The sequence below is a fragment of the Aeromonas sp. FDAARGOS 1407 genome, assembly GCF_019048725.1.
Lineage (GTDB): Bacteria > Pseudomonadota > Gammaproteobacteria > Enterobacterales > Aeromonadaceae > Aeromonas > Aeromonas enteropelogenes.
Genome location: NZ_CP077399.1, coordinates 591,522 through 609,601 on the forward strand (window position 1 = coordinate 591,522; position 18,080 = coordinate 609,601).

Consider the following 18,080-nt stretch of genomic DNA (forward strand, 5'->3'; position numbering starts at 1 on the left):
GCTGCCCCGTTTCTATTCTGCCCGCTCCCGCTGTGCCTTAAGCCAGCGCCCCGGACTCATCCCCAGCTCCCGCTCGAACGCCCGGCCGAAAGCGACGCTACCGCTGTATCCCGCCCCCAGCGCCACCTGCACCATGGATTCCCCCGCCAACAATTGCTGGCAGGCACGCGCCATGCGCCAACGGGTCAGATAACCGAGCGGCGCCTGACCGATCCGCTCCTGAAACCGTGCGGCAAAACGGGCCCGCGACATGCCGGCCTCCCGCGCCAGCGTGGCCACGGTCCAGGGTTCATCTCCGCGCTGATGCATCGCCGAAATAGCCCTCGCCAGCTGGGGATCGGACAGACCCGCCAGCATCCCCTGCTGGCACTCCCCCCGCTCGACCAGATGACGGAGCAGCAGGATCAACAGCACCTCCAGCAGGCGGGAGAGCACCGGCTCCTGCCCATAGCGGGGGTGAAAGGCCTCGTCAAACAGCTGATCCAGCACCGGCGTCAGGGCAGGCAGCGCTCGCAGCGGCAACACCAGCGAGTCCGGCAACGCCTGCTGCAGCGGCGATGCGCCCCCCTGCCCGAACGCCACGTTGGCACACACCAGATCGCAGCCCCCCAGCTTTCTGGGCTCAAGCCTGTGCCGGCGCCCCCAGGGAAACAGGATCAGAGTCGGCTCCTCGAGCAGCAGGCTGTCCCCTCCCTCTTCACGCAGCGTCAGGGCTCCACTGCGCAGCAGATGGAGATGTCCGCCGCCCGGGTAATCGTCGCTGGGGGAGTGCTGGCACAGGTTGCCGGCGAAGAAGAGCCTGGCTTCGGGGGTGGCATGGGCCAACAGGGTGGAGAGTGGATCCATATTTGAGACGAATAGTATCTATTTAAAGATAAATGGTGATAAACCGTATCAAGAACGACGGCACACTGTCTCCCGTACCTTCACCAACACACAGGAGTACATCATGAGCCGTATCCAACCCGTATCCCAGCCGCAACCGTCTGCCGCCCCGACCCTGGCCACCCTGCAACGCACTCTGGGCATGGTGCCCAACCTCTACGCCACCCTGGCCCACTCGCCAGCCCTGCTTAACGGCTTCCTGGCTTTTGCCGATGCCCTCGGCAAGGGACGCCTCACCGCCCCTCAACGAGAACTGCTGGCACTGGCCATCGGCCAGGCCAACGCCTGCCAATACTGCTTGTCTGCCCACACCCTGCTGGCGGGCAAGGCCGGATTCTCGGCCCAGGAGATCCGCGCAGCCCGTCTCGGCCAGGCGGCGGATCCCCTCGATCACGCGCTGTTGCAGCTGGCAACGGCGCTGGTCAGCCAGCGTGGGGTCATCAGTGACGAGCAGTTGGCGAGCGCCCGCGCCGCCGGTGTGGATGACGAACTGCTGCTGGAGGTGCTCGGACAGGTGGTGGTCAATACCCTGACCAACTATGGCAACCATCTGGCGGCGACCGATATCGACTTCCCGCCCGTCACCCTGACCCCTTAAGCGAGGCTCCCCCATGCAGCAACATGACAAAGGCTTTCTGATCGCCCTGGCGGGCGTGGTGTTGACCCTGCTCTGGATCGGCGTGTTCAAGTTCACCCCGACCGAGGCGGCCGCCATCAAGCCACTGGTAGCCAGCCACCCCTTGATGAGCTGGCTCTATGGCCCCCTGTCGGAACAGGGCGTATCGAACCTGATCGGGCTGGCCGAGATAGTGATCGCCGTCGGGCTGGTCGTAGGTCTGTGGCAACCCCGCATCGGTTACTGGAGCAGCATGGGGGCTATCGTCACCTTCCTGGTTACCCTGAGCTTCCTGCTGACCCTGACAGGGGTCTGGAAGGTGGTCGACGGCGTGCCGGTCACCGAGTTCTTCATCTTCAAGGATCTGGTGTTCCTCGGTGTGGTTCTGCACTACCAGCACAGGATCCGCGCCAACTTGCCCGCCCGGGCAGCCTGACAACAATGCCTTTGGCGCCCAGGACGGGCGCCTTTTTTCGTCATGCCGCCCTGATTTGGCACTTGCTGGTCGTTTTGCGTGGTCGGGATCCGCCGGTCGTGCTGGCCGTCCCCTTGCGCCGGGTGAAACGCCGCTTGGCTGCGCCGGGCGCCTCCTTGGGCAGGGCGCTGAAACCGGCCCCGGAATCCTGCCTGGCTCCCTCCACCAGCCCGTGCAACTGTTCGGTCAGCGGTCCCATGAACTGCTGGTAGCTGCCGTGGCGCTCGGCAATCCGACCGAGACTCTGCTCCCATAACGCCGTCATGTCCGGGGTAGTGGCGCTGGTCGGCAAGGCCTGGATCAGCGCCCGCCCGGTGGGGGTCGCCTTGATGACCTTGCCCTGACGCACCAGGAAGCGGCGCTTGAACAGCAGATCTATGATGCCGGCCCGGGTCGCCTCGGTGCCAAGGCCATCAGTTTCCCGCAGGGTCTTGCGGATCTCGGGATCCTGCACATAACGGGCAATCCCCGTCATGGCAGCCAGCAGGGTGGCATCGGTAAACGACTTGGGCGGCTGGGTCATCTTCTCCAGCAGCTCACCCCGCTCGCATAACAGTTGCTCTCCCTCCTTCAGGGCGGGCAGAGTGCCGGCTTTCTCTTCATCGTCATCTTCCTCCACCCCGAGCAATGCCTTCCAGCCCGCCTTGAGGATGCGACGCGCCTTGGCCTGGAACAGGCCGCCGGCAATACGCAGCAGCACCTTGCTGTCGTTGTACTCGAACGGCGGATAGAACTGCAGCAGGTACTGGCGGGCGATCAGGCCATAGAGTTTGGCCTCGTCGGCCCCCAGGCTCCCCTCGTTACCGCGCTTTTCAGTGGGGATGATGGCGTGGTGGGCATCCACCTTGCTGTCGTTCCACGCCTTGCTGCGGATCTTGCCGTCCGCCTCGCTCACCGCCTTGGCCAGAGCGGGGGCCGTGGCGGCGATGGCCTCACGCACCTGGGGGGCCCGGCTGAAGTGATCACTTGGCAGATGGCGGCTGTCGGATCTGGGATAGGTGATGAGCTTGTGGCGCTCATAGAGGCTCTGGCACACGTCCAGCACCCGTTTGGCATCCATGCCGAAGCGCTTGGCCGCATCGATCTGCAGGCTGGAGAGGTTGTAGGGCAGCGGCGCCGCCTGCTTGCGAGCCTGCTCTTCCACCGACTCCACCTGCGCCGGCTGGCCGTTGATCCGGCTCACCACCTTGTCGGCCAGCGCCCGGCTGAGCACCCGCCCCTCTTCATCCTGCCACGGCAGGCAAGCTTCGGAGGGCAGCCACTTGGCGGTAAAGCATTCGTTGCCATCGGTCACCAGATGGGCCAGCACTTCGTAGAAGGGTTTGGGGACGAAGACCTCGATCTCGAGATCCCGGCGCACCACCAGCCCCAGCAGCGGGGTCTGCACCCGCCCCACCGAGAGCAGCTCGCTGCAGCCCGCCTTGCGCCCCAGCAGGGTGTAGGCGCGGGTCATGTTGATGCCATAGAGCCAGTCGGCCCGGCTACGAGCCAGGGCCGACACCGCCAGCGGCACGAACTCCTTGTTGTCCCTGAGCTTGTCGAGGGCGCGGCGCACCGCCGGCGGATTGAGATCGCTGATGAGGCAGCGCTGCACCGGTTTGGTTTTGGGGTAGCCGAGAAAATCGATCACCTCATCCACCAGCAGTTGCCCCTCCCTGTCCGGGTCACCGGCGTTGACCACGCAGTCGGCCTGTTTGATGAAGCGCTTGATGACGGTGAGCTGGGTCCTGGTCTTGGGCTTGGCCACCAGTTGCCACTGATCCGGCACTATGGGGAGATGTTCCATCCGCCACTGCTTGAAGGCGGCGTCATAGGCATCGGGCTCGGCCTGCTCCAGCAGATGGCCGATGCACCAGGTGACCACATCCCCTTGGGCGGTCTCGATGAAACCTTCCCCCTTCTTGTGGGGCTTGGGCAGTGCATCGGCTATGGCGCGGCCGAGAGTGGGCTTCTCGGCGATAAAGAGTCGCATCTGTGGCTACCTGCAATACTGTATATGCAGACAGTATACAACCCAGTGCGGCAAAGCCCAACCGCCGCTATTCGTCGAACGGATGGTCGTGAATAGCGGCAAACAGCCTGGCCTGGTTGAGCAGGGAGGCGTAATGAAAGGCGTTGTCGCCATCCTCCGCCAGCAGATAATCGGTGAGTTGCTCCCGCACCGCCTCTTGCAGCGTCTCCAGCTTCCACGGCTTGGCCAGATAGTAGTGCAGGCCGCCGCGATTAACCGCCTCGACGGTCGCCTCCAGCCCCGCCTGACCGGTCAGCAGCAGCTTGCGGCTGGCCCGGGTACTGGCGCGCTGGTTCAGCTCGATGAGAAAGTCGATGCCGAGAGTCCCCGGCATGATGTGGTCGCAGAGGATCAGGGCCAGTTTGCCCCCCTCGCTCTCCCACTCATCCACCACGGCGCGTGCTTCATCGACACTCTCGGCGGCCTCCAGCTCGAAGTGGGTACGGAAGGGGGCGAGATCGTGGATCACCGCCTCCAGCACTTCCCGCTCGTCATCCACACACAGGATCAGGTAGTTTTTCATTGTTTTTCCTCCTTGGCGGCATCTCGCGACGGCCCCGCCGGTTGATGTCGGCGGCCGCGTCAGGCCGCGTGTTCCTTGTGATGATTTTCTCCCCCATGGCTGGCGTGCCCCCTGCCATCCAGCGGCAGACAGACCCGCATCCGGGTGTAGCGGCCAGGTTCGGAGGCCACCTCGATCCGGCCGTGGTGCTGCTGCACTATCTGCAACGCCACGCTCAGGCCGATGCCGAGGCCAAAATGGCCCTCTCGCTTGGTGGTGAAGTTGAGATCGAAGATCCGCTCCCGCAGTTCGGGAGGAATGCCGCAGCCCGTGTCCTCCACCTCCACCATGACCAACTCGGGATCCAGCAGGGCAGTGCGGATGGTGAGCCGGCCAGGGCCGCTCATGGCATCCAGGCTGTTGCCGATGAGGTTGGTCCACACCTGCTGCAGGGCGATGGGATGGCAGCGCACCGGCGGCAGCGGCTGGTACTCCTTGCACAGCTCGTGCTGCTTGAGGCGGTTTTCGAAGATCATCAAGGTGTCTTCCAGCCCCTCGTGCAAGTCCACCAGCGAGGGCTCATCCCCGTCCTGGCGGGCATACTGTTTGAGACTCTTGACCAGATCGCCGATGCGGCGGGCACACACCTCTATATTGCGCAGGAAGCTGCCGGTCTGCTGGAACAGCTCCAGCTGCGCCAGCAGGGCCTCCCGCTGTGCGCCAGTGCGGCCGGCAAACCAGCGTTGCCAGCTCAGCTCGTCATCCAGATGCATCTGCACCGCCAGCCGCGCCTGCTGGCGATCACCGAAACGCCCCTCCGCCTGGCGGGTCTTGTCGCGGATCTCGCTGGTCGAGACCGGTTGGGCCGTCAGGGCCTGGCAGAGGGTCTGGTTGCCCAGACCTTTGATGGCGGCGGGCAGCTCGAGGTTGACCAGATCGGGGATGGCGGCCCGCAGGGTTTCGCTGCCGCGGATGATGGCCGCCACCGGATTGTTGAGCTCATGGGCTACGCCAGCCACCAGCTGCCCCAGCACAGCCATCTTCTCGCTCTCCACCAGCTGGGCATAGGCCGCATCGAGGGAGTTGAGGGTCTGCTGCAAGCGGATCTCGGTGCGAATGCTGTTCTGCAGACGGCGGTTGAAGTGGCGCAGCAACAGGCTAGTGAAGGAGGGAAGCAGTTCGCTTCGGGCCTGCATGACGCGGGAAAACTGCAGCTTGTCGAGCTTGATCACCTCGGCCCCGGTCAGGGTCACCGCCGTGGTGAAAGCGGGTTCGCCGGTGACGAAGGACATGCCCCCCACCAGGGAGCCGGTACGATAGTGCACCACCTCCTGCTCAATCCCCTGCTCATCGCGCTTGCGCAGTACCACCTCCCCCTTGGCGATGAACCAGAGAAAGCGATTCGGCTCCCCTTCCCGGGTCAGCACATGGCCCGGACTGTAGTGGAGACAGACCTTGGCCTCGTCATCCCCTTCGAAGAACTGGTAGAGCCCCTCGATCACCACCCGGGAGAGCTCTTCATCACTGCAATGGGTGTAATCCATGAAGCCCTGGCGGTACTCGGCCATCTTGCGATCGACGTGAGCTCGCAGCAGCTTCTGGTTGTCGAGCACGGCGGCATAGCTAAGCAGATCCACCTCGGGGTGCTGCAGCACGAAATGGCTGGCCTGTTCGATCACCGCCCGGCGGAGACTGCCATCGCGCCAGGGGAGCTGCAGGTAGTAGTCGAGCCGGCCCAGGTTGACCGCCTCTATGATGGATTTCATCTCCGGCTGGCTGCCCAGCAGGATCTTGCGGCACGCATCGTGGCGATCGCCAAGGTGGATGAGGAAGTCGGCCCCCCGGCCATCCCCCAGATCGCTGTCGCACACCACCACGGCGGGCAGTTGCCCCTTGCCTTCCAGCTCGTCCAGCGCCTGTTCAGCGGACTGCTGTCCGGCCACCACCACCAGATTGAAGTGACTCAGCAACGGGGCCAGCTCCTGCTCGAACTCGGCCAGCATCTGTACATCGGCGGCAACACACAACAGGGAGAAGGGGCTCATCAGCGACGCTCCATGGGGGCTCACTCATGACTATATCAATGAATCCGGGAGGGTTTTGCGAGGAGGCTAACAGCTGCAAAGGAAAGGGTCAGAAAACAGGCAGCGATCCAAGTGGTGAATTTAATTCAGCAATAACTCCAAAAAATAAATTAATCACGAAGTGTGACGCCATTCAAAAAATATAAAGCATGACAAAGGTCAACGTCTTACAACCACCGATACCACTACCATGGAGGTACTACTATATTGGTACAAAATAACTGTAGGACAATGTCGTCATGATTGGAAAACTGACCCGAAAAACCTGGTTCTGGCTCCTGCTGCTCGGAGCCCTGCTGGGCGTCGCGGCACTGGGGGTGACAGTGACTGTGCTGCACAAGACCAGCTCCACCGAATTCTGCGTCTCCTGCCACTCGATGCAGACCCCGCTTGCCGAGTACCAGGGCAGCGTTCACTTCCAGAACACCAAGGGGATCCGCGCCGAGTGCGCCGACTGCCACATTCCGGGGGATCCCACCTCCTATCTGTGGACCAAGATCCGCGCCGTGAAGGATATCTACCACGAGGCGATCGGCACCCTGGACACCCCGGAAAAATACGAGGCCCACAAGCTGCGCATGGCGCAGTCGGTGTGGGACGAGCTTAAGGCCAACGACTCGGCCACCTGCCGCAGCTGCCACAGTTATGAGGCGATGGACATCTTGGCCCAGCGCCCCAACGCCCGCGCCGAGCACCCGGTCGCCATCAAGGATGGCCAGACCTGCATCGACTGCCACCGCGGCGTCGCCCACATCATGCCCGACATGAGCGGCCTGGCCGCCGCCGGCGCCAGCGAACTGGCCCAGGCTGCCGCCCAGACCCCGGCCAGCGTCACTACCCGCTACGCCATCGCCACCACCCCGCTGTTCCTCGATGCCAACGCCAAGACTGACGAAGGCACCCTGATGCCCTCCACCCAGGTGGAAGTGCTGGCCAACGAGAACGGCCGTGCCCAGGTGCGCATCGACGGCTGGCAGCAGGATGGCGTGAGCGAAGTCTTCTACGCCGCCCCCGGCAAACGGATCCTGAGCGCCCTGGTCGGCGACGCAGCCAAGAAGGAGCTGGTCACCGGCAAGAGCGAAACCGACAGCGCCACCAACCTCACCTGGCATCAGGTCAGCCTGACCGCCTGGGTTGACCAGAGCCAGCTCATCGGCGATCAGGGCAAGCTGTGGCAATACGCCTCCACCCTGATGTCCAATAACTGTACCGGCTGCCACGGCCTCACCGCGCTGGATCACTTCAATGCCAACCAGTGGATCGGCGTCATCAAGGGGATGGAATCTCGCACCTCCCTGACCCCCGAACAGTCGCGCATGCTGACCCAGTATGTCCAGAAACACGCCAGTGACATGAGCGCGGCCCACTAAGGCTGGCACAGAGGAAAACCGTTATGACTTTTTACAACGACAAGAAAACCAATCTGTCCCGCCGCACCCTGCTCAAGGGTCTGGGTGCCTGCGCCGCCCTGCCCCTGCTCGGCGGCCTGTTCCCGAAAAGCGCCCTGGCCCAGGCCATCAGCACGGCGCTGAGCCAGTTCCCGACCCTGGTGCCGGCCCAGAAGGGCATCCTCACCGGCGCCCACTGGGGTGCCTTCGAAGCCATCGTCGAAGAGGGGCGCATGGTGCGCGTCCAGCCGGTGGCCGATGATCCGGCCCCGAACGATCTCATCGACATGGCGCCGTTCCAGGTCCACGCCAAGAACCGCATCAAGTACCCCATGGTACGCAAGAGCTGGCTGGAACATGGCCCGGGGGCCAAGACCGAACTGCGCGGTGCCGACGAATGGGTGCGGGTGAGTTGGGAGAAGGCCATCGAGCTGGTCGCCGGCGAAATCAAACGGGTACAGAGCGACTTTGGCCCGCAGGCCATCCACGCCGGTTCCTACGGCTGGAAGAGCGTCGGCATGTTCCACAACAGCCGTACCCTGCTGCACCGTCTGATGAACCTGGCCGGCGGCTTTACCGGTTATGCCGGTGACTACTCCACCGGTGCCGCCCAGGTGATCATGTCCCACGTGATGGGCTCCATCGAGGTGTACGAGCAGCAGACTGCCTGGCCCAACGTGGTGGAAAACGCCGAGCTGGTGGTGCTCTGGGGGGTCAACGCCCAAGTCACCCTTAAGAACAGCTGGAACATGCCGGATCACGAGGGTCAGGCCGGCTTCAAGGCGCTCAGGGAGAAGGGTACCCGCGTCATCAGCATCGATCCCATCTACAACGAGACCGCCAAACAGCTGAATGCCGAATGGATCGCCCCGAACGCCTACACAGACGTCGCCATGATGCTGGGGGTCGCCCACACCCTGTATAGCGAGAAGAAACACGATCAGGCCTTCCTCGACCGCTACACCGTCGGGTTCGACAAGTTCCTCGCCTACCTGCTCGGCAAGGACGACGGCCAGCCGAAGAGCGCCGAATGGGCGAGCACTGTATGTGGCGTCGACGCCAAGGTCATTCGCCAGCTGGCCCTCGACATGGCCGGCAAACGCACCATGATCATGGCGGGCTGGGGCATGCAGCGTCAGCAGCACGGCGAGCAGCCCAACTGGATGCTGGTCACCCTGGCCGCCATGCTGGGCCAGATCGGCCTGCCGGGCGGTGGCTTTGGCTTCAGCTACCACTACTCCTCCGGCGGCAGCCCCACCGCCAAGGGCGGCATCCTGGCGGGGATCTCAGCCGGCAACGCACCGAAGAACAGCCCGGCGCCGATCCCGGTGGCTCGAATCGCAGACTGCCTCGCCAATCCGGGCAAGACCATCGACTTCAACGGTCGCAAGGTCACCTATCCGGACATCAAGCTGGTCTATGTGGCGGGCGGCAACCCCTTCCACCACCATCAGGACACCAACAACCTGATCCAGGCCTGGCGCAAGCCGCAGACCGTGATCGTCCACGAGCCCTACTGGACCGCCACCGCCAAGCAGGCCGACATCGTCCTGCCGGTGACCACCAGCTATGAGCGCAACGATCTGGAGATGGGCGGGGACTACTCCCAGCGCTACGTCTTCCCGATGCACCAGTGCGTGCCGCCCCAGTTTGAAGCGCGCAACGACTTCGACATCTTCAGCGCCATCGCGGCCAAGCTGGGTGTGCAGGATCAGTACACCGAAGGCAAGGACGAGATGCTGTGGCTCAAGCAGATGTACGACGGCATGGCGGCCCAGGCGCGCGGTGCCAGGGTGGCGCTGCCGCCGTTCAACATGTTCTGGGAATCCAACAACTATGTGCGCTTCCCGGTGCCCGAGGCGAGCCGAGAGTGGGTACGCCACGCCGATTTTCGCGAGAACCCGCTGCTCAATCCGCTCGGCACCCCGTCAGGCAAGATCGAGATCTTCTCCAATACGGTGGCAGGCATGGATTACGCCGACTGCGCCGGTCATCCCAAGTGGTATGAACCGAAAGAGTGGATCAAGAGCGAGGTGGCCACCGCTTATCCCCTGTCCCTCAACACCTCGCACCCGACCCAGCGGCTGCACTCCCAGCTGGACAACACTCCGCTGCGAGACAAGTTCGCCATCGCCGATCGCGAAGCCATCATGATCAACCCGGCGGATGCCAAGGCTCGCGGCATCGCCCAGGGGGATCTGGTACGCGCCTTCAACGATCGCGGCCAGATCCTGGTGGGGGCGCTCATCTCCGAGGATATTCGCCAGGGGGTGGTGCGGATCTGCGAAGGGGCCTGGTTCGATCCGGCCAAGCCGGGTGACGTGGGCAGCATCTGCAAGAACGGCAACGTCAACTGCCTCACCTTCGATGAAGGCTCCTCCAGCCTGGCCCAAGGCAACTGCGGCCACATGGCCCAGCTGCAGATTGAGAAGTACACAGGCCCTGCGCTGCCCAACACCGCCCACGCGGTACCGGCCGGTGCCTGACAACGCCAGAACCTGACAAAGTGCAACAAAAACGGCGCCATCCAGGCGCCGTTTTTATCTCTGCTGCAACAGAAGCCGGGGACAGGATCAGAAGTCCCCTTCCTCCATATATTCCTGAGCGCACTCCACCAGCTGGGGCCAGAGCTCTTCCGGCACCCAGGCATCCGGGTCATCCTCGTCGCCATCGTACTGGCTCCAGAAGTAGCGGCGCAGGCCGGAGGCAAATTCGTCGCTGATCTCCGCCAGCTCGGAGAGCGGCCCCAACCAGGCGATGCGGCGCAGACCGGAGGCGAGATCGTTGATCGCGTCCATCAGAGTGCGATCATCGAAGCTTTGTTCCACCAGCAGGGTGAAGCGTTCGCGTGCCTGTTCGGTCTGCTCCTCGTCCAGCTCGCCGACATCGGCCAGCAGATCGACAAAATCCTCCAGCAGGAACTGGATCAGGCCGTCCCTGTCTTCAAACCACTGGATCTGGGCGCCTTTGGTGCCCAGCACAGAGGCATCGAATGAATCGTCAAGATGACATAGTGCCCACGGATCGTCAGTCATGGTTCTCTTCCTCAGGCTGAAACAAGTGCCATATCTTATGCCTAGCTCTCTACTCTTGCCACCTTGGGCAGGGAGAGCGAGGCCGCCAGACCGCCCAGCTCGGCGCGGCCCATAATGAAGCTGCCCCGATAGGCTTCCGCCAGATCGGATACGATATTGAGGCCAAGCCCAGAGCCCGGCACCTTCTCGTCAAGGCGCACTCCGCGCAGCACCGCCTTGGCGATCTGATCCTCGCTCATGCCGGGGCCATCATCCTCAATGCGCAGGGTGATCCAGCCCCCCAGTTCGGCGCTGGAGATGCGCAGCTGGCTGGCAGACCACTTGAAGGCGTTTTCCAGCAAATTGCCCACCATCTCGTCAAAATCCTGCTCCTCCACCCCGACCGCCAGATTGGCGGGCACCTGCAAATCCACCGTCTTGCCCGGATAGAGGCGGGAGAAGGCGCGGCAGATGTACTCCACCCTGGCCCGCACCGGCGTCGAGACCCCCAGGATCTTGGCCGCCCCGGTCACCCGCGCCTTGCCGAGGTGATAGTCGATGTGACGCTGGATCTGGTCGAGCTGCTCGCCGATGGCGGCCTGATCCTCAGGCGGCAGCTGGGCTACCTGATTGCGCATGATACTCAGCGGCGTCTTGAGGGCGTGAGCCAGGTTGCCGGTGTGGGAGCGGGCCCGCTGCAGCAGCTCGCTGTAGTGGTGCAGCAACCGGTTGATGTCCTCCACCAGCGGCTGGATCTCCAGCGGGTAGCGCAGCCTGAACCCCTCCTGATGCCCCTGATGCACCCGGCTCAATTCGCGGCGCAGCAGATGCAGCGGGCGCAGGCCGTAGACGATCTGGAACATGAAGCCGAGCACCAGACCGGCAGCAGCAAAACCGAGGCCTAAGAAGAGGCTGATCCGGGTCTTCTTCAGGGTCTGGGTCAGGGCGCTGCTGTCTTTCGCCATCACCAGGGTGAACACCTTGTCCGACCCCGGCAGCAGCACAGTGCGAGTCATGATCAGGAGGGGCTCCTTGTTGGGGCCCCGCCCGAGAAACAGATCCGGGTCGCCGAAGGCGGATTTCAGCCCCTGGGTATTGAGATTGGTGTCCCACAGGGAGCGGGAGCGGCCGATGACGTGATGCTCCAGCTCCAGCTGCCAGTAGTGGCCGGAATAGGGCTGGCGAAAGCGGGGATCCGACAAGGGCTCACTCACCACCGGCAGGCCATTTTTCGCCACCTCCAGCCGGGAGAGCAGGTCATAGAGCTGCAGACGCAGGCCATCGGCTTCCGCCTCCTGCCAGTAGTTGCGCATCATGGTCTGCAGGCTGAAGCCGGTGGCAAACAGGAACAGGCCGCACCACACCAGGGCGATGGCGACCAGCCGTCCCCGCAGAGTTCTGACCAGCCTCATTCGTTGATCCGGTATCCGAGGCCACGCACCGTTTCAATCAAGTCGGGATGAGTCTTCTTGCGGATCCGGCCGATGAACACCTCAACGGTGTTGGAATCGCGGTCAAAATCCTGGGCATAGATGTGATCGATAAGCTCGCTGCGCGACACCACCTTGCCCCTGTGTTGCATCAGGTAGCCCAGCACCCGGAACTCGTGGGCAGTGAGCTTGATGGGGGTGCCCTCATACCACACCTGGGAGGCCGCCATGTCGAGGCGAACCCCGCCGATCTCCAGGATCGAGCTGGCATTGCCCGCCGCACGGCGCACCAGGGCATGGACCCGGGCCACCAGCTCGGCCACCTGGAACGGCTTGGTGAGGTAGTCATCCGCGCCGGCATTGAGCCCTTCGATCTTCTCGTGCAACTGGCCGCGGGCGGTGAGCACCAGCACGGGGGTGTCGATCCCCTTGCTGCGCCACTCCTTGAGCACACTCAGGCCATCGCGCCCCGGCAGACCCAGATCGAGAATGATGGCGTCATAGGGTTCGGTCTCGCCGAGAAAGCCCGCCTCGTTGCCGTCGTGGCAGAGATCGGTGACAAAACCGGACAGCCTCAGCTGTTCCGCCAACTGGCCCGCCAGGGTCTTTTCATCTTCAACTATCAGAATTCGCATCAGCAGCTTTCCAAACAGGGATTACTCTTCGTCAACCGGATCCGCTCTGGGCACGAACAGCCGCTCCAGGTGGTGACCCTTGGCCCACACCATCTCCAGGTTGTCGGCCCGATAGGCCACCTTGAGCACGCTGTTCTCCCGGTCGATCACTCGCAGTTCATAGAGCCAGACACCATCCTCTTCCCCCAGATCCACCCGCAGCACCCGTACCGGCAATCTGGCTGCCACCTCCATCATCTCCTGGAAGGGCCGAACCCGTCCCTCGCGGACAGCTTGTTGCAACTGGGCCTCATCAGGCGTGATCGCCTGCGCCAGTACCGGCAACAAGAGCCCGAGCAGAGGGAGCGCTCTATTCATGGATGATTCATCTCCAAAAACCTAACATAATGGGGTTTATAGTCTGCCAGCCATGAATCCGGAATGAATATGATCCCGCGCAGTTTCCTGCTAATCCTCTGCCTTTTCAGTGCCACAGGCTGGGCGCTCGAGAACCGTCTCGACATGGCCGGACTGGTCAAACTCTTGCTGGCTCAAGGGTATCACGACATCCGGGAAGTGGAGCTGGAAGGCGACAAGTTCGAGGTCCGCACCCTCAATCGCCAGGACGAGAAAGTCCATCTCATCGTCGATGCCTACACCGGCGAGATCAAACAAAAAGAGGCCGACTAGGCCTCTTTTGCTTTCCAGCGTCCGCGCCAGGGGCGCAGCAACCTGTCCCGCCGTGGCAGCAGCAAGGCACAGGCCAGCGCCAGATAGATGAGGGGCTCCAGCCAGCCGCTTTTCACCGACCACCAGTAATGCACCGGCACCAGCAGGGCGATGGCATAGACCCAGTTGTGCAGCTTCTGCCAGGCCGGCCCCATGGCGCGCTGCAAGGCCGGCAGCGAGGTGATGCCAAGCGCAATCAGCAACAGCAGCGCCACCATGCCCACTACTATGTAGCTGCGCTTGACCAGCTCCCCCGCGATGAGCCCCCAGTCAAACTGCAGATCCAGCCCCAGCCAGGTCATGAAATGAAGCAGGGCCCAGGCCAAAGACCAGAGGCCAAGGGGGCGGCGCAGTTTGATGAGCTGCCCCTGACGCCAGCGCTTGGCGAGCGGCGACACCAGCAGGGTGAGCAGCAGCAGGTTGAGCGCCCCCTTGCCGAGATAATGAATCAGCTCGGGGACGGGATCGCCCCCCAGCCGTCCGGCCGGAATGGCAAACCCCAGCCATAGCAAAAAGCCGAGCGCTCCCAGATGCACCAACGCCCGCAGCAAGGTGATGTGACGCGCCGTCAGTCGCAATGTCATGGTGTCAGCTCCAACTTGTCTCAATACCACTTGCGCAGATCCATGCCCTGATAGAGCGAGGCCACCTCGTCGGCATAGCCGTTGAACATCAGGGTTGGCTGGCGCTTGGCACCGAACAGCCCCCCTTCGCCGATGAAGCGCTCGCTGGCCTGGCTCCAGCGCGGGTGATCCACCTGTGGATTGACGTTGGCGTAGAAGCCATATTCGTTGGGGGCCAGCAGGTTCCAGGTGGTGGGAGGCATCTCCTCCACCAACCGGATGGAGACGATGCTCTTGATGCTCTTGAAGCCGTACTTCCAGGGCACCACCAACCGGATCGGCGCCCCGTTCTGGGCCGGCAGCGTCTTGCCATAGAGCCCCATCGCCAGGAAGGAGAGCGGGTGCATCGCCTCGTCGATGCGCAGTCCCTCCACATAGGGATAATCGATGCCGCCCCCCAGGCTGCGGGAGGCCTGACCCGGCAGCTGTTTCGGGTCAAACAGGGTCTCGAATGCCACGAACTTGGCACGGCTGGTCGGCTCGGCCCGGCGGATGAGATCCGCCAGCGAGATGCCGTTCCAGGGCAGCACCATGGACCAGGCCTCGACACAGCGCAGCCGGTAGATGCGCTCCTCCAGCTCGGTATTGTTGATGAGATCCCACACATCCAGGGTGAAGGGCTTGGCCACCTCCCCCTCCACCTTCAGAGTCCAGGGCTCGGGTTTGAGGCTGTGGCCATTGCGGGCCGGATCCCCCTTGTCGGTCCCCAACTCGTAGAAGTTGTTGTAACTGATGGCTTTCTCTTCCGGCGTCAGCACCATGCCAGCCGGTCTCGCGGCCTGCGGGCTGTTGAGCGCCTTGGTTGCAGGCGCAGGGGATGCCTTGTCAGCACCAAACAGATCGAGCACACCCGCCCGGGTCGGGAATGCCAGGGTCGCGGCCCCCAGGCCCAATCCCTTGAGGATCAGGCGGCGATCCTGATAGACGGCTTCCGGGGTAACATCCCGTTCGGTGAGGTGATGTGAAGAAGAGCGTTTGATCAGCATGAAAAACTCCCGGGGCGACGAATAGAGGCGATACAGATAAGACCCGCCCCGGCAGATTTTTATTTCACACAAATTTACATGAGGGGGTGCAGGGGCAGCGCCTTGGCCATGGTTCCGACCAGAAACAGAAGTACGCACACCAGCAGGGGCACGAGCACATTTGGCACCATCAGACTCACTCCATGAGCAGGACAGGGCCCCTAACTATGGAACAGGGCCAGACCGGTCGCCAGTGAATTTTTTTCGCGAGCGCAAGCGTATTCCCGAGTTGCAAAGAGTGATGCAGATCACACACAATTCGCCCCCCGCTTGCCGCCCCGCCAGTCAGGCGTAGGCTGCTTTTTCTTCGAAATCCACAGCAGGATCGCGCCATGAGCCCACTGATCGCCATCGCCATCACCACAGGTATTCTCTCCGCCCTCTGGGGCTGGATTGCCGTCGCGTTCGGCCTGCTTTCCTGGGTCGGTTTCCTCGGCTGTACCAGCTACTTTGCCTCCAGCGGCGGCTACAAGGCGCTGCTGCAGACCCTGCTGTGCAATGCCAGCGGCATGCTGTGGGCGCTCTTGCTGCTCAATGGCGAAGCCTGGTGGGGTGCCGGCGTGGCGGGGTATGTGATGACCGGCGTGGTGGCCACCCTGATGTGCGTGCAGGCCAGGCAACAGTGGCTCGGCTATATTCCCGGCACCTTTGCCGGTTGCTGTGCCACCTTCGGCGCGGCTGGTGAGTGGCGGCTGGTGCTGCCCTCTCTGGTGATCGGTGCCCTGTTCGGCTATCTGATGAAGGCAAGCGGTCTCTGGCTCTCCCGCAAGACCCAGACCGACGCCGGCGTGGCCGATCCGGCCTGAGCCCTTCCCCCGATCCGGGCCGGCTTTCCGGATAAACAAACGGGCCTGCTGCCAGGCCCGCTTTCCCGTCTCTTCCCCGTCACCCCTTCGACTTGAAGTTGGCCGCCTCGATACCGTGGCGGTTCAATAACTTGTAGAAGTCGGTTCGATTTCGGCCCGCCATGTTGGCCGCCAGGGTCACGTTACCCTCGGTGGTGCGCAGCAAGCGGATCAGATACTCCTTCTCGAACTCGGCACGCGCCTCGTTGAACGAGGGAATGCCGCCCCCACCGCTACTCAGGGCCGACTCCACCATGGCGGCGCCGATCACCGGGCTGCAGCAGAGGCTGGCGAGTTGTTCCACCACGTTGCAGAGCTGGCGCACGTTGCCGGGCCAGGCGGCAGCGGCCAGCATGGCCAGCGCCTCCGGCGAAAAGCCCATGACGGCGCACTCTTCGTGGCGGCTGCGATACTCATCGAGCGCCTGGCGAGCCAGCAGGGGAATGTCCTCACTGCGGGCGCTGAGCGACGGCAGCGTGATGTTGGCCACGTTGAGGCGATAGAAGAGATCCTCACGAAAGCGTCCCTCCTCCATCGCCTTCACCAGATCCTGATGGCTGGAGCTGAGCACCCGCACCTCGGGGGTTCCCTGACCGTACTCTTCCATCACCTGCAGCAACTTGGCCTGCAGCGACTCCGACAACCCGCCGATCTCGTCGAGAAACAGGGTCGCCCCCCTGGCCTGCTCGAACAGGCCGGAGTGACCGTCTTCACCGAACAGTTGCAGATCCAGCGAAGCCCAGGGGATGGCGGCGCAGTTGATGGTATAGAGCGGCTTGTCACTGCGGTGGCTCGCCTGATGCAGCGCCTGGGCCATCACCCCCTTGCCTGAACCGGACGGCCCCATGATCAGCACAGGCACCTCCATGGCAGCCATGCTGTGAGCCTGGATCAGCACCTGTTCCAGCTGGGGATTACGGGTCAGGATCAGCGATTGCCACTCCTGTTGCTGCTTGGGACGAGTCAGACTCAGGGCATGCTCTATAGTGGCAAACAGCTCGTCCTTGTCGACGGGCTTGGTGAGAAAACTGAACACCCCGGAGCGAGTCGCCTGGATCGCATCCGGGATGGTGCCGTGGGCAGTCATGATGATGACCGGCAGCCCCAGCCACTGGGTCTGGATCCGCTCGAACAGTGCCAGACCGTCCATGCCCGCCATCCGCAGATCGCTCAGCACCAGGTCAGCCCGTTGCTGGCGCAACCGGTCGAGGGCCCCTTCCGCGCTGTCGGCGGTATCCACCTCATAACCCTGACTGCGCAGGCGCATGCTCATCAGCTTGAGCAGGCTGACGTCGTCATCCACCAGCAGGATCCGGCTCATGGCAGGACCTCGCGATGTTCGTTGAGCTTGCGCTGGTTGAGCTGGTCGTCGATGGCGGAAAGCTGCTCTATCTGGCGGCGCAGCCGCTGGATCTCCTGGCTCTGGTCGTCACGCCGGCTATCCCGTTCCAAGACCGCCTCGCCGAGGGCAATCCAGCTGCGCAGAAACGCCTGGGTATCGAGACCGAGCTCGGGCAGCATTTGTTTGAGTCTGGCCAGACCGGCACGGCGGTTGGCCACCGACTCGGCCGGGTGGGAGTCCACCATGGCCAGACTGACCCGGCTCTCCAGATCATCGGCCCCCTTGAGCCGCTGACGCTCCTGGACCCGTTGCTGGGGATGGCTGGCCAGCAACCAGTCGGAGTATTGCAGGCGCACCTGCATCTCCTTGTTGGCAAACTCCATCCGCTTGGCAAAAGCGATATCGGAGGACTCCCGCTGTTCATGTTGTGGCAGCAAGGAGCAACCCGCTATCAACCCTGCGATCAGGGCTGGCAATACGCGTTGTATCTTCATAGT

Annotated in this window: 18 protein-coding genes; 6 read left to right on the forward strand and 12 right to left on the reverse strand. The window is 63.1% G+C overall.

The window, feature by feature from the left end:
- Window positions 1–12: 12 nt before the first annotated feature.
- Window positions 13–846, reverse strand: a complete 834-nt coding sequence (locus I6L37_RS02855; protein WP_216993223.1) for an AraC family transcriptional regulator — start codon at window positions 844–846, stop codon at window positions 13–15.
- A 103-nt stretch (window positions 847–949) separates the two neighbouring features.
- Between I6L37_RS02855 and I6L37_RS02860 the strand changes: the two genes are divergently transcribed.
- Both I6L37_RS02860 and I6L37_RS02865 read left to right on the forward strand, forming a co-directional pair.
- Window positions 950–1,483, forward strand: coding sequence for a carboxymuconolactone decarboxylase family protein (locus I6L37_RS02860; protein ID WP_042072493.1), 534 nt, complete (start codon window positions 950–952; stop codon window positions 1,481–1,483).
- A gap of 13 nt (window positions 1,484–1,496) precedes the next feature.
- Window positions 1,497–1,937: a DUF417 family protein gene (locus I6L37_RS02865; RefSeq protein WP_216993224.1), complete on the forward strand. Its 441-nt coding sequence runs from the start codon at window positions 1,497–1,499 to the stop codon at window positions 1,935–1,937.
- Between the two features lie 40 nt (window positions 1,938–1,977).
- Here the strand turns inward: I6L37_RS02865 and I6L37_RS02870 are convergent, their stop codons facing one another.
- From I6L37_RS02870 to I6L37_RS02880, 3 genes are all read right to left on the reverse strand, one after another.
- The gene (locus I6L37_RS02870; RefSeq protein WP_216993225.1) at window positions 1,978–3,948 is read right to left on the reverse strand and encodes a DNA topoisomerase III; all 1,971 of its coding nucleotides are present in this window, start codon (window positions 3,946–3,948) and stop codon (window positions 1,978–1,980) included.
- A 67-nt stretch (window positions 3,949–4,015) separates the two neighbouring features.
- Window positions 4,016–4,510 (reverse strand): response regulator, encoded by a 495-nt coding sequence (locus tag I6L37_RS02875; protein ID WP_201942202.1) that lies wholly within the window; start codon window positions 4,508–4,510, stop codon window positions 4,016–4,018.
- A gap of 59 nt (window positions 4,511–4,569) precedes the next feature.
- The gene (locus tag I6L37_RS02880; protein ID WP_216993226.1) at window positions 4,570–6,534 is read right to left on the reverse strand and encodes an ATP-binding protein; all 1,965 of its coding nucleotides are present in this window, start codon (window positions 6,532–6,534) and stop codon (window positions 4,570–4,572) included.
- 278 nt (window positions 6,535–6,812) lie between these two features.
- On the opposite strand from I6L37_RS02880, the gene I6L37_RS02885 reads away from it, so the two are divergent.
- Both I6L37_RS02885 and torA read left to right on the forward strand, forming a co-directional pair.
- Window positions 6,813–7,943: a NapC/NirT family cytochrome c gene (locus I6L37_RS02885; RefSeq protein ID WP_026457288.1), complete on the forward strand. Its 1,131-nt coding sequence runs from the start codon at window positions 6,813–6,815 to the stop codon at window positions 7,941–7,943.
- A 23-nt stretch (window positions 7,944–7,966) separates the two neighbouring features.
- Window positions 7,967–10,447 carry a trimethylamine-N-oxide reductase TorA gene (torA, locus tag I6L37_RS02890; RefSeq protein ID WP_216993227.1) on the forward strand — a complete coding sequence of 827 codons (2,481 nt, stop codon included), beginning with the start codon at window positions 7,967–7,969 and terminating at the stop codon, window positions 10,445–10,447.
- Between the two features lie 87 nt (window positions 10,448–10,534).
- Here torA and I6L37_RS02895 read toward each other — a convergent pair whose 3' ends face one another.
- Genes I6L37_RS02895 through I6L37_RS02910 form a run of 4 tightly spaced genes read right to left on the reverse strand, consistent with a single transcriptional unit; the run spans window position 10,535 to window position 13,397 of the window.
- Window positions 10,535–10,996 carry a hypothetical protein gene (locus I6L37_RS02895; RefSeq protein ID WP_026457286.1) on the reverse strand — a complete coding sequence of 154 codons (462 nt, stop codon included), beginning with the start codon at window positions 10,994–10,996 and terminating at the stop codon, window positions 10,535–10,537.
- A gap of 41 nt (window positions 10,997–11,037) precedes the next feature.
- The gene (locus I6L37_RS02900) at window positions 11,038–12,387 is read right to left on the reverse strand and encodes a sensor histidine kinase (RefSeq protein WP_042025199.1); all 1,350 of its coding nucleotides are present in this window, start codon (window positions 12,385–12,387) and stop codon (window positions 11,038–11,040) included.
- Window positions 12,384–13,040 (reverse strand): response regulator transcription factor, encoded by a 657-nt coding sequence (locus tag I6L37_RS02905; RefSeq protein WP_042025200.1) that lies wholly within the window; start codon window positions 13,038–13,040, stop codon window positions 12,384–12,386. The genes I6L37_RS02900 and I6L37_RS02905 overlap by 4 nt, the downstream gene beginning before the upstream one ends.
- 21 nt (window positions 13,041–13,061) lie before the next feature.
- On the reverse strand, window positions 13,062–13,397 hold the full coding sequence (locus I6L37_RS02910) for a PepSY domain-containing protein (protein ID WP_026458645.1): 336 nt from the start codon (window positions 13,395–13,397) through the stop codon (window positions 13,062–13,064).
- A gap of 63 nt (window positions 13,398–13,460) precedes the next feature.
- Here I6L37_RS02910 and I6L37_RS02915 point away from each other — a divergent pair, with 63 nt between their 5' ends.
- Window positions 13,461–13,709, forward strand: a complete 249-nt coding sequence (locus I6L37_RS02915; protein WP_216993228.1) for a PepSY domain-containing protein — start codon at window positions 13,461–13,463, stop codon at window positions 13,707–13,709.
- On the opposite strand, the gene msrQ is transcribed toward I6L37_RS02915, so the two are convergent.
- Together msrQ and msrP are read right to left on the reverse strand one after the other, a co-directional pair.
- Entirely contained in the window at window positions 13,706–14,332 is a 627-nt protein-coding gene (msrQ, locus tag I6L37_RS02920; protein ID WP_216993229.1) for a protein-methionine-sulfoxide reductase heme-binding subunit MsrQ, read from the reverse strand. The genes I6L37_RS02915 and msrQ overlap by 4 nt on opposite strands.
- A 20-nt stretch (window positions 14,333–14,352) precedes the next feature.
- Window positions 14,353–15,357 carry a protein-methionine-sulfoxide reductase catalytic subunit MsrP gene (gene msrP / locus I6L37_RS02925; RefSeq protein WP_061476777.1) on the reverse strand — a complete coding sequence of 335 codons (1,005 nt, stop codon included), beginning with the start codon at window positions 15,355–15,357 and terminating at the stop codon, window positions 14,353–14,355.
- A gap of 371 nt (window positions 15,358–15,728) precedes the next feature.
- Here msrP and I6L37_RS02930 point away from each other — a divergent pair, with 371 nt between their 5' ends.
- On the forward strand, window positions 15,729–16,202 hold the full coding sequence (locus I6L37_RS02930) for a DUF1097 domain-containing protein (RefSeq protein ID WP_042072502.1): 474 nt from the start codon (window positions 15,729–15,731) through the stop codon (window positions 16,200–16,202).
- A gap of 79 nt (window positions 16,203–16,281) precedes the next feature.
- Here I6L37_RS02930 and I6L37_RS02935 read toward each other — a convergent pair whose 3' ends face one another.
- A complete protein-coding gene (locus tag I6L37_RS02935) occupies window positions 16,282–17,562 on the reverse strand; it encodes a sigma 54-interacting transcriptional regulator (protein ID WP_216993230.1) in 1,281 nt (426 codons plus the stop codon).
- Window positions 17,559–18,077, reverse strand: coding sequence for a hypothetical protein (locus I6L37_RS02940; protein WP_026456990.1), 519 nt, complete (start codon window positions 18,075–18,077; stop codon window positions 17,559–17,561). The genes I6L37_RS02935 and I6L37_RS02940 overlap by 4 nt, the downstream gene beginning before the upstream one ends.
- Window positions 18,078–18,080: the final 3 nt, after the last annotated feature.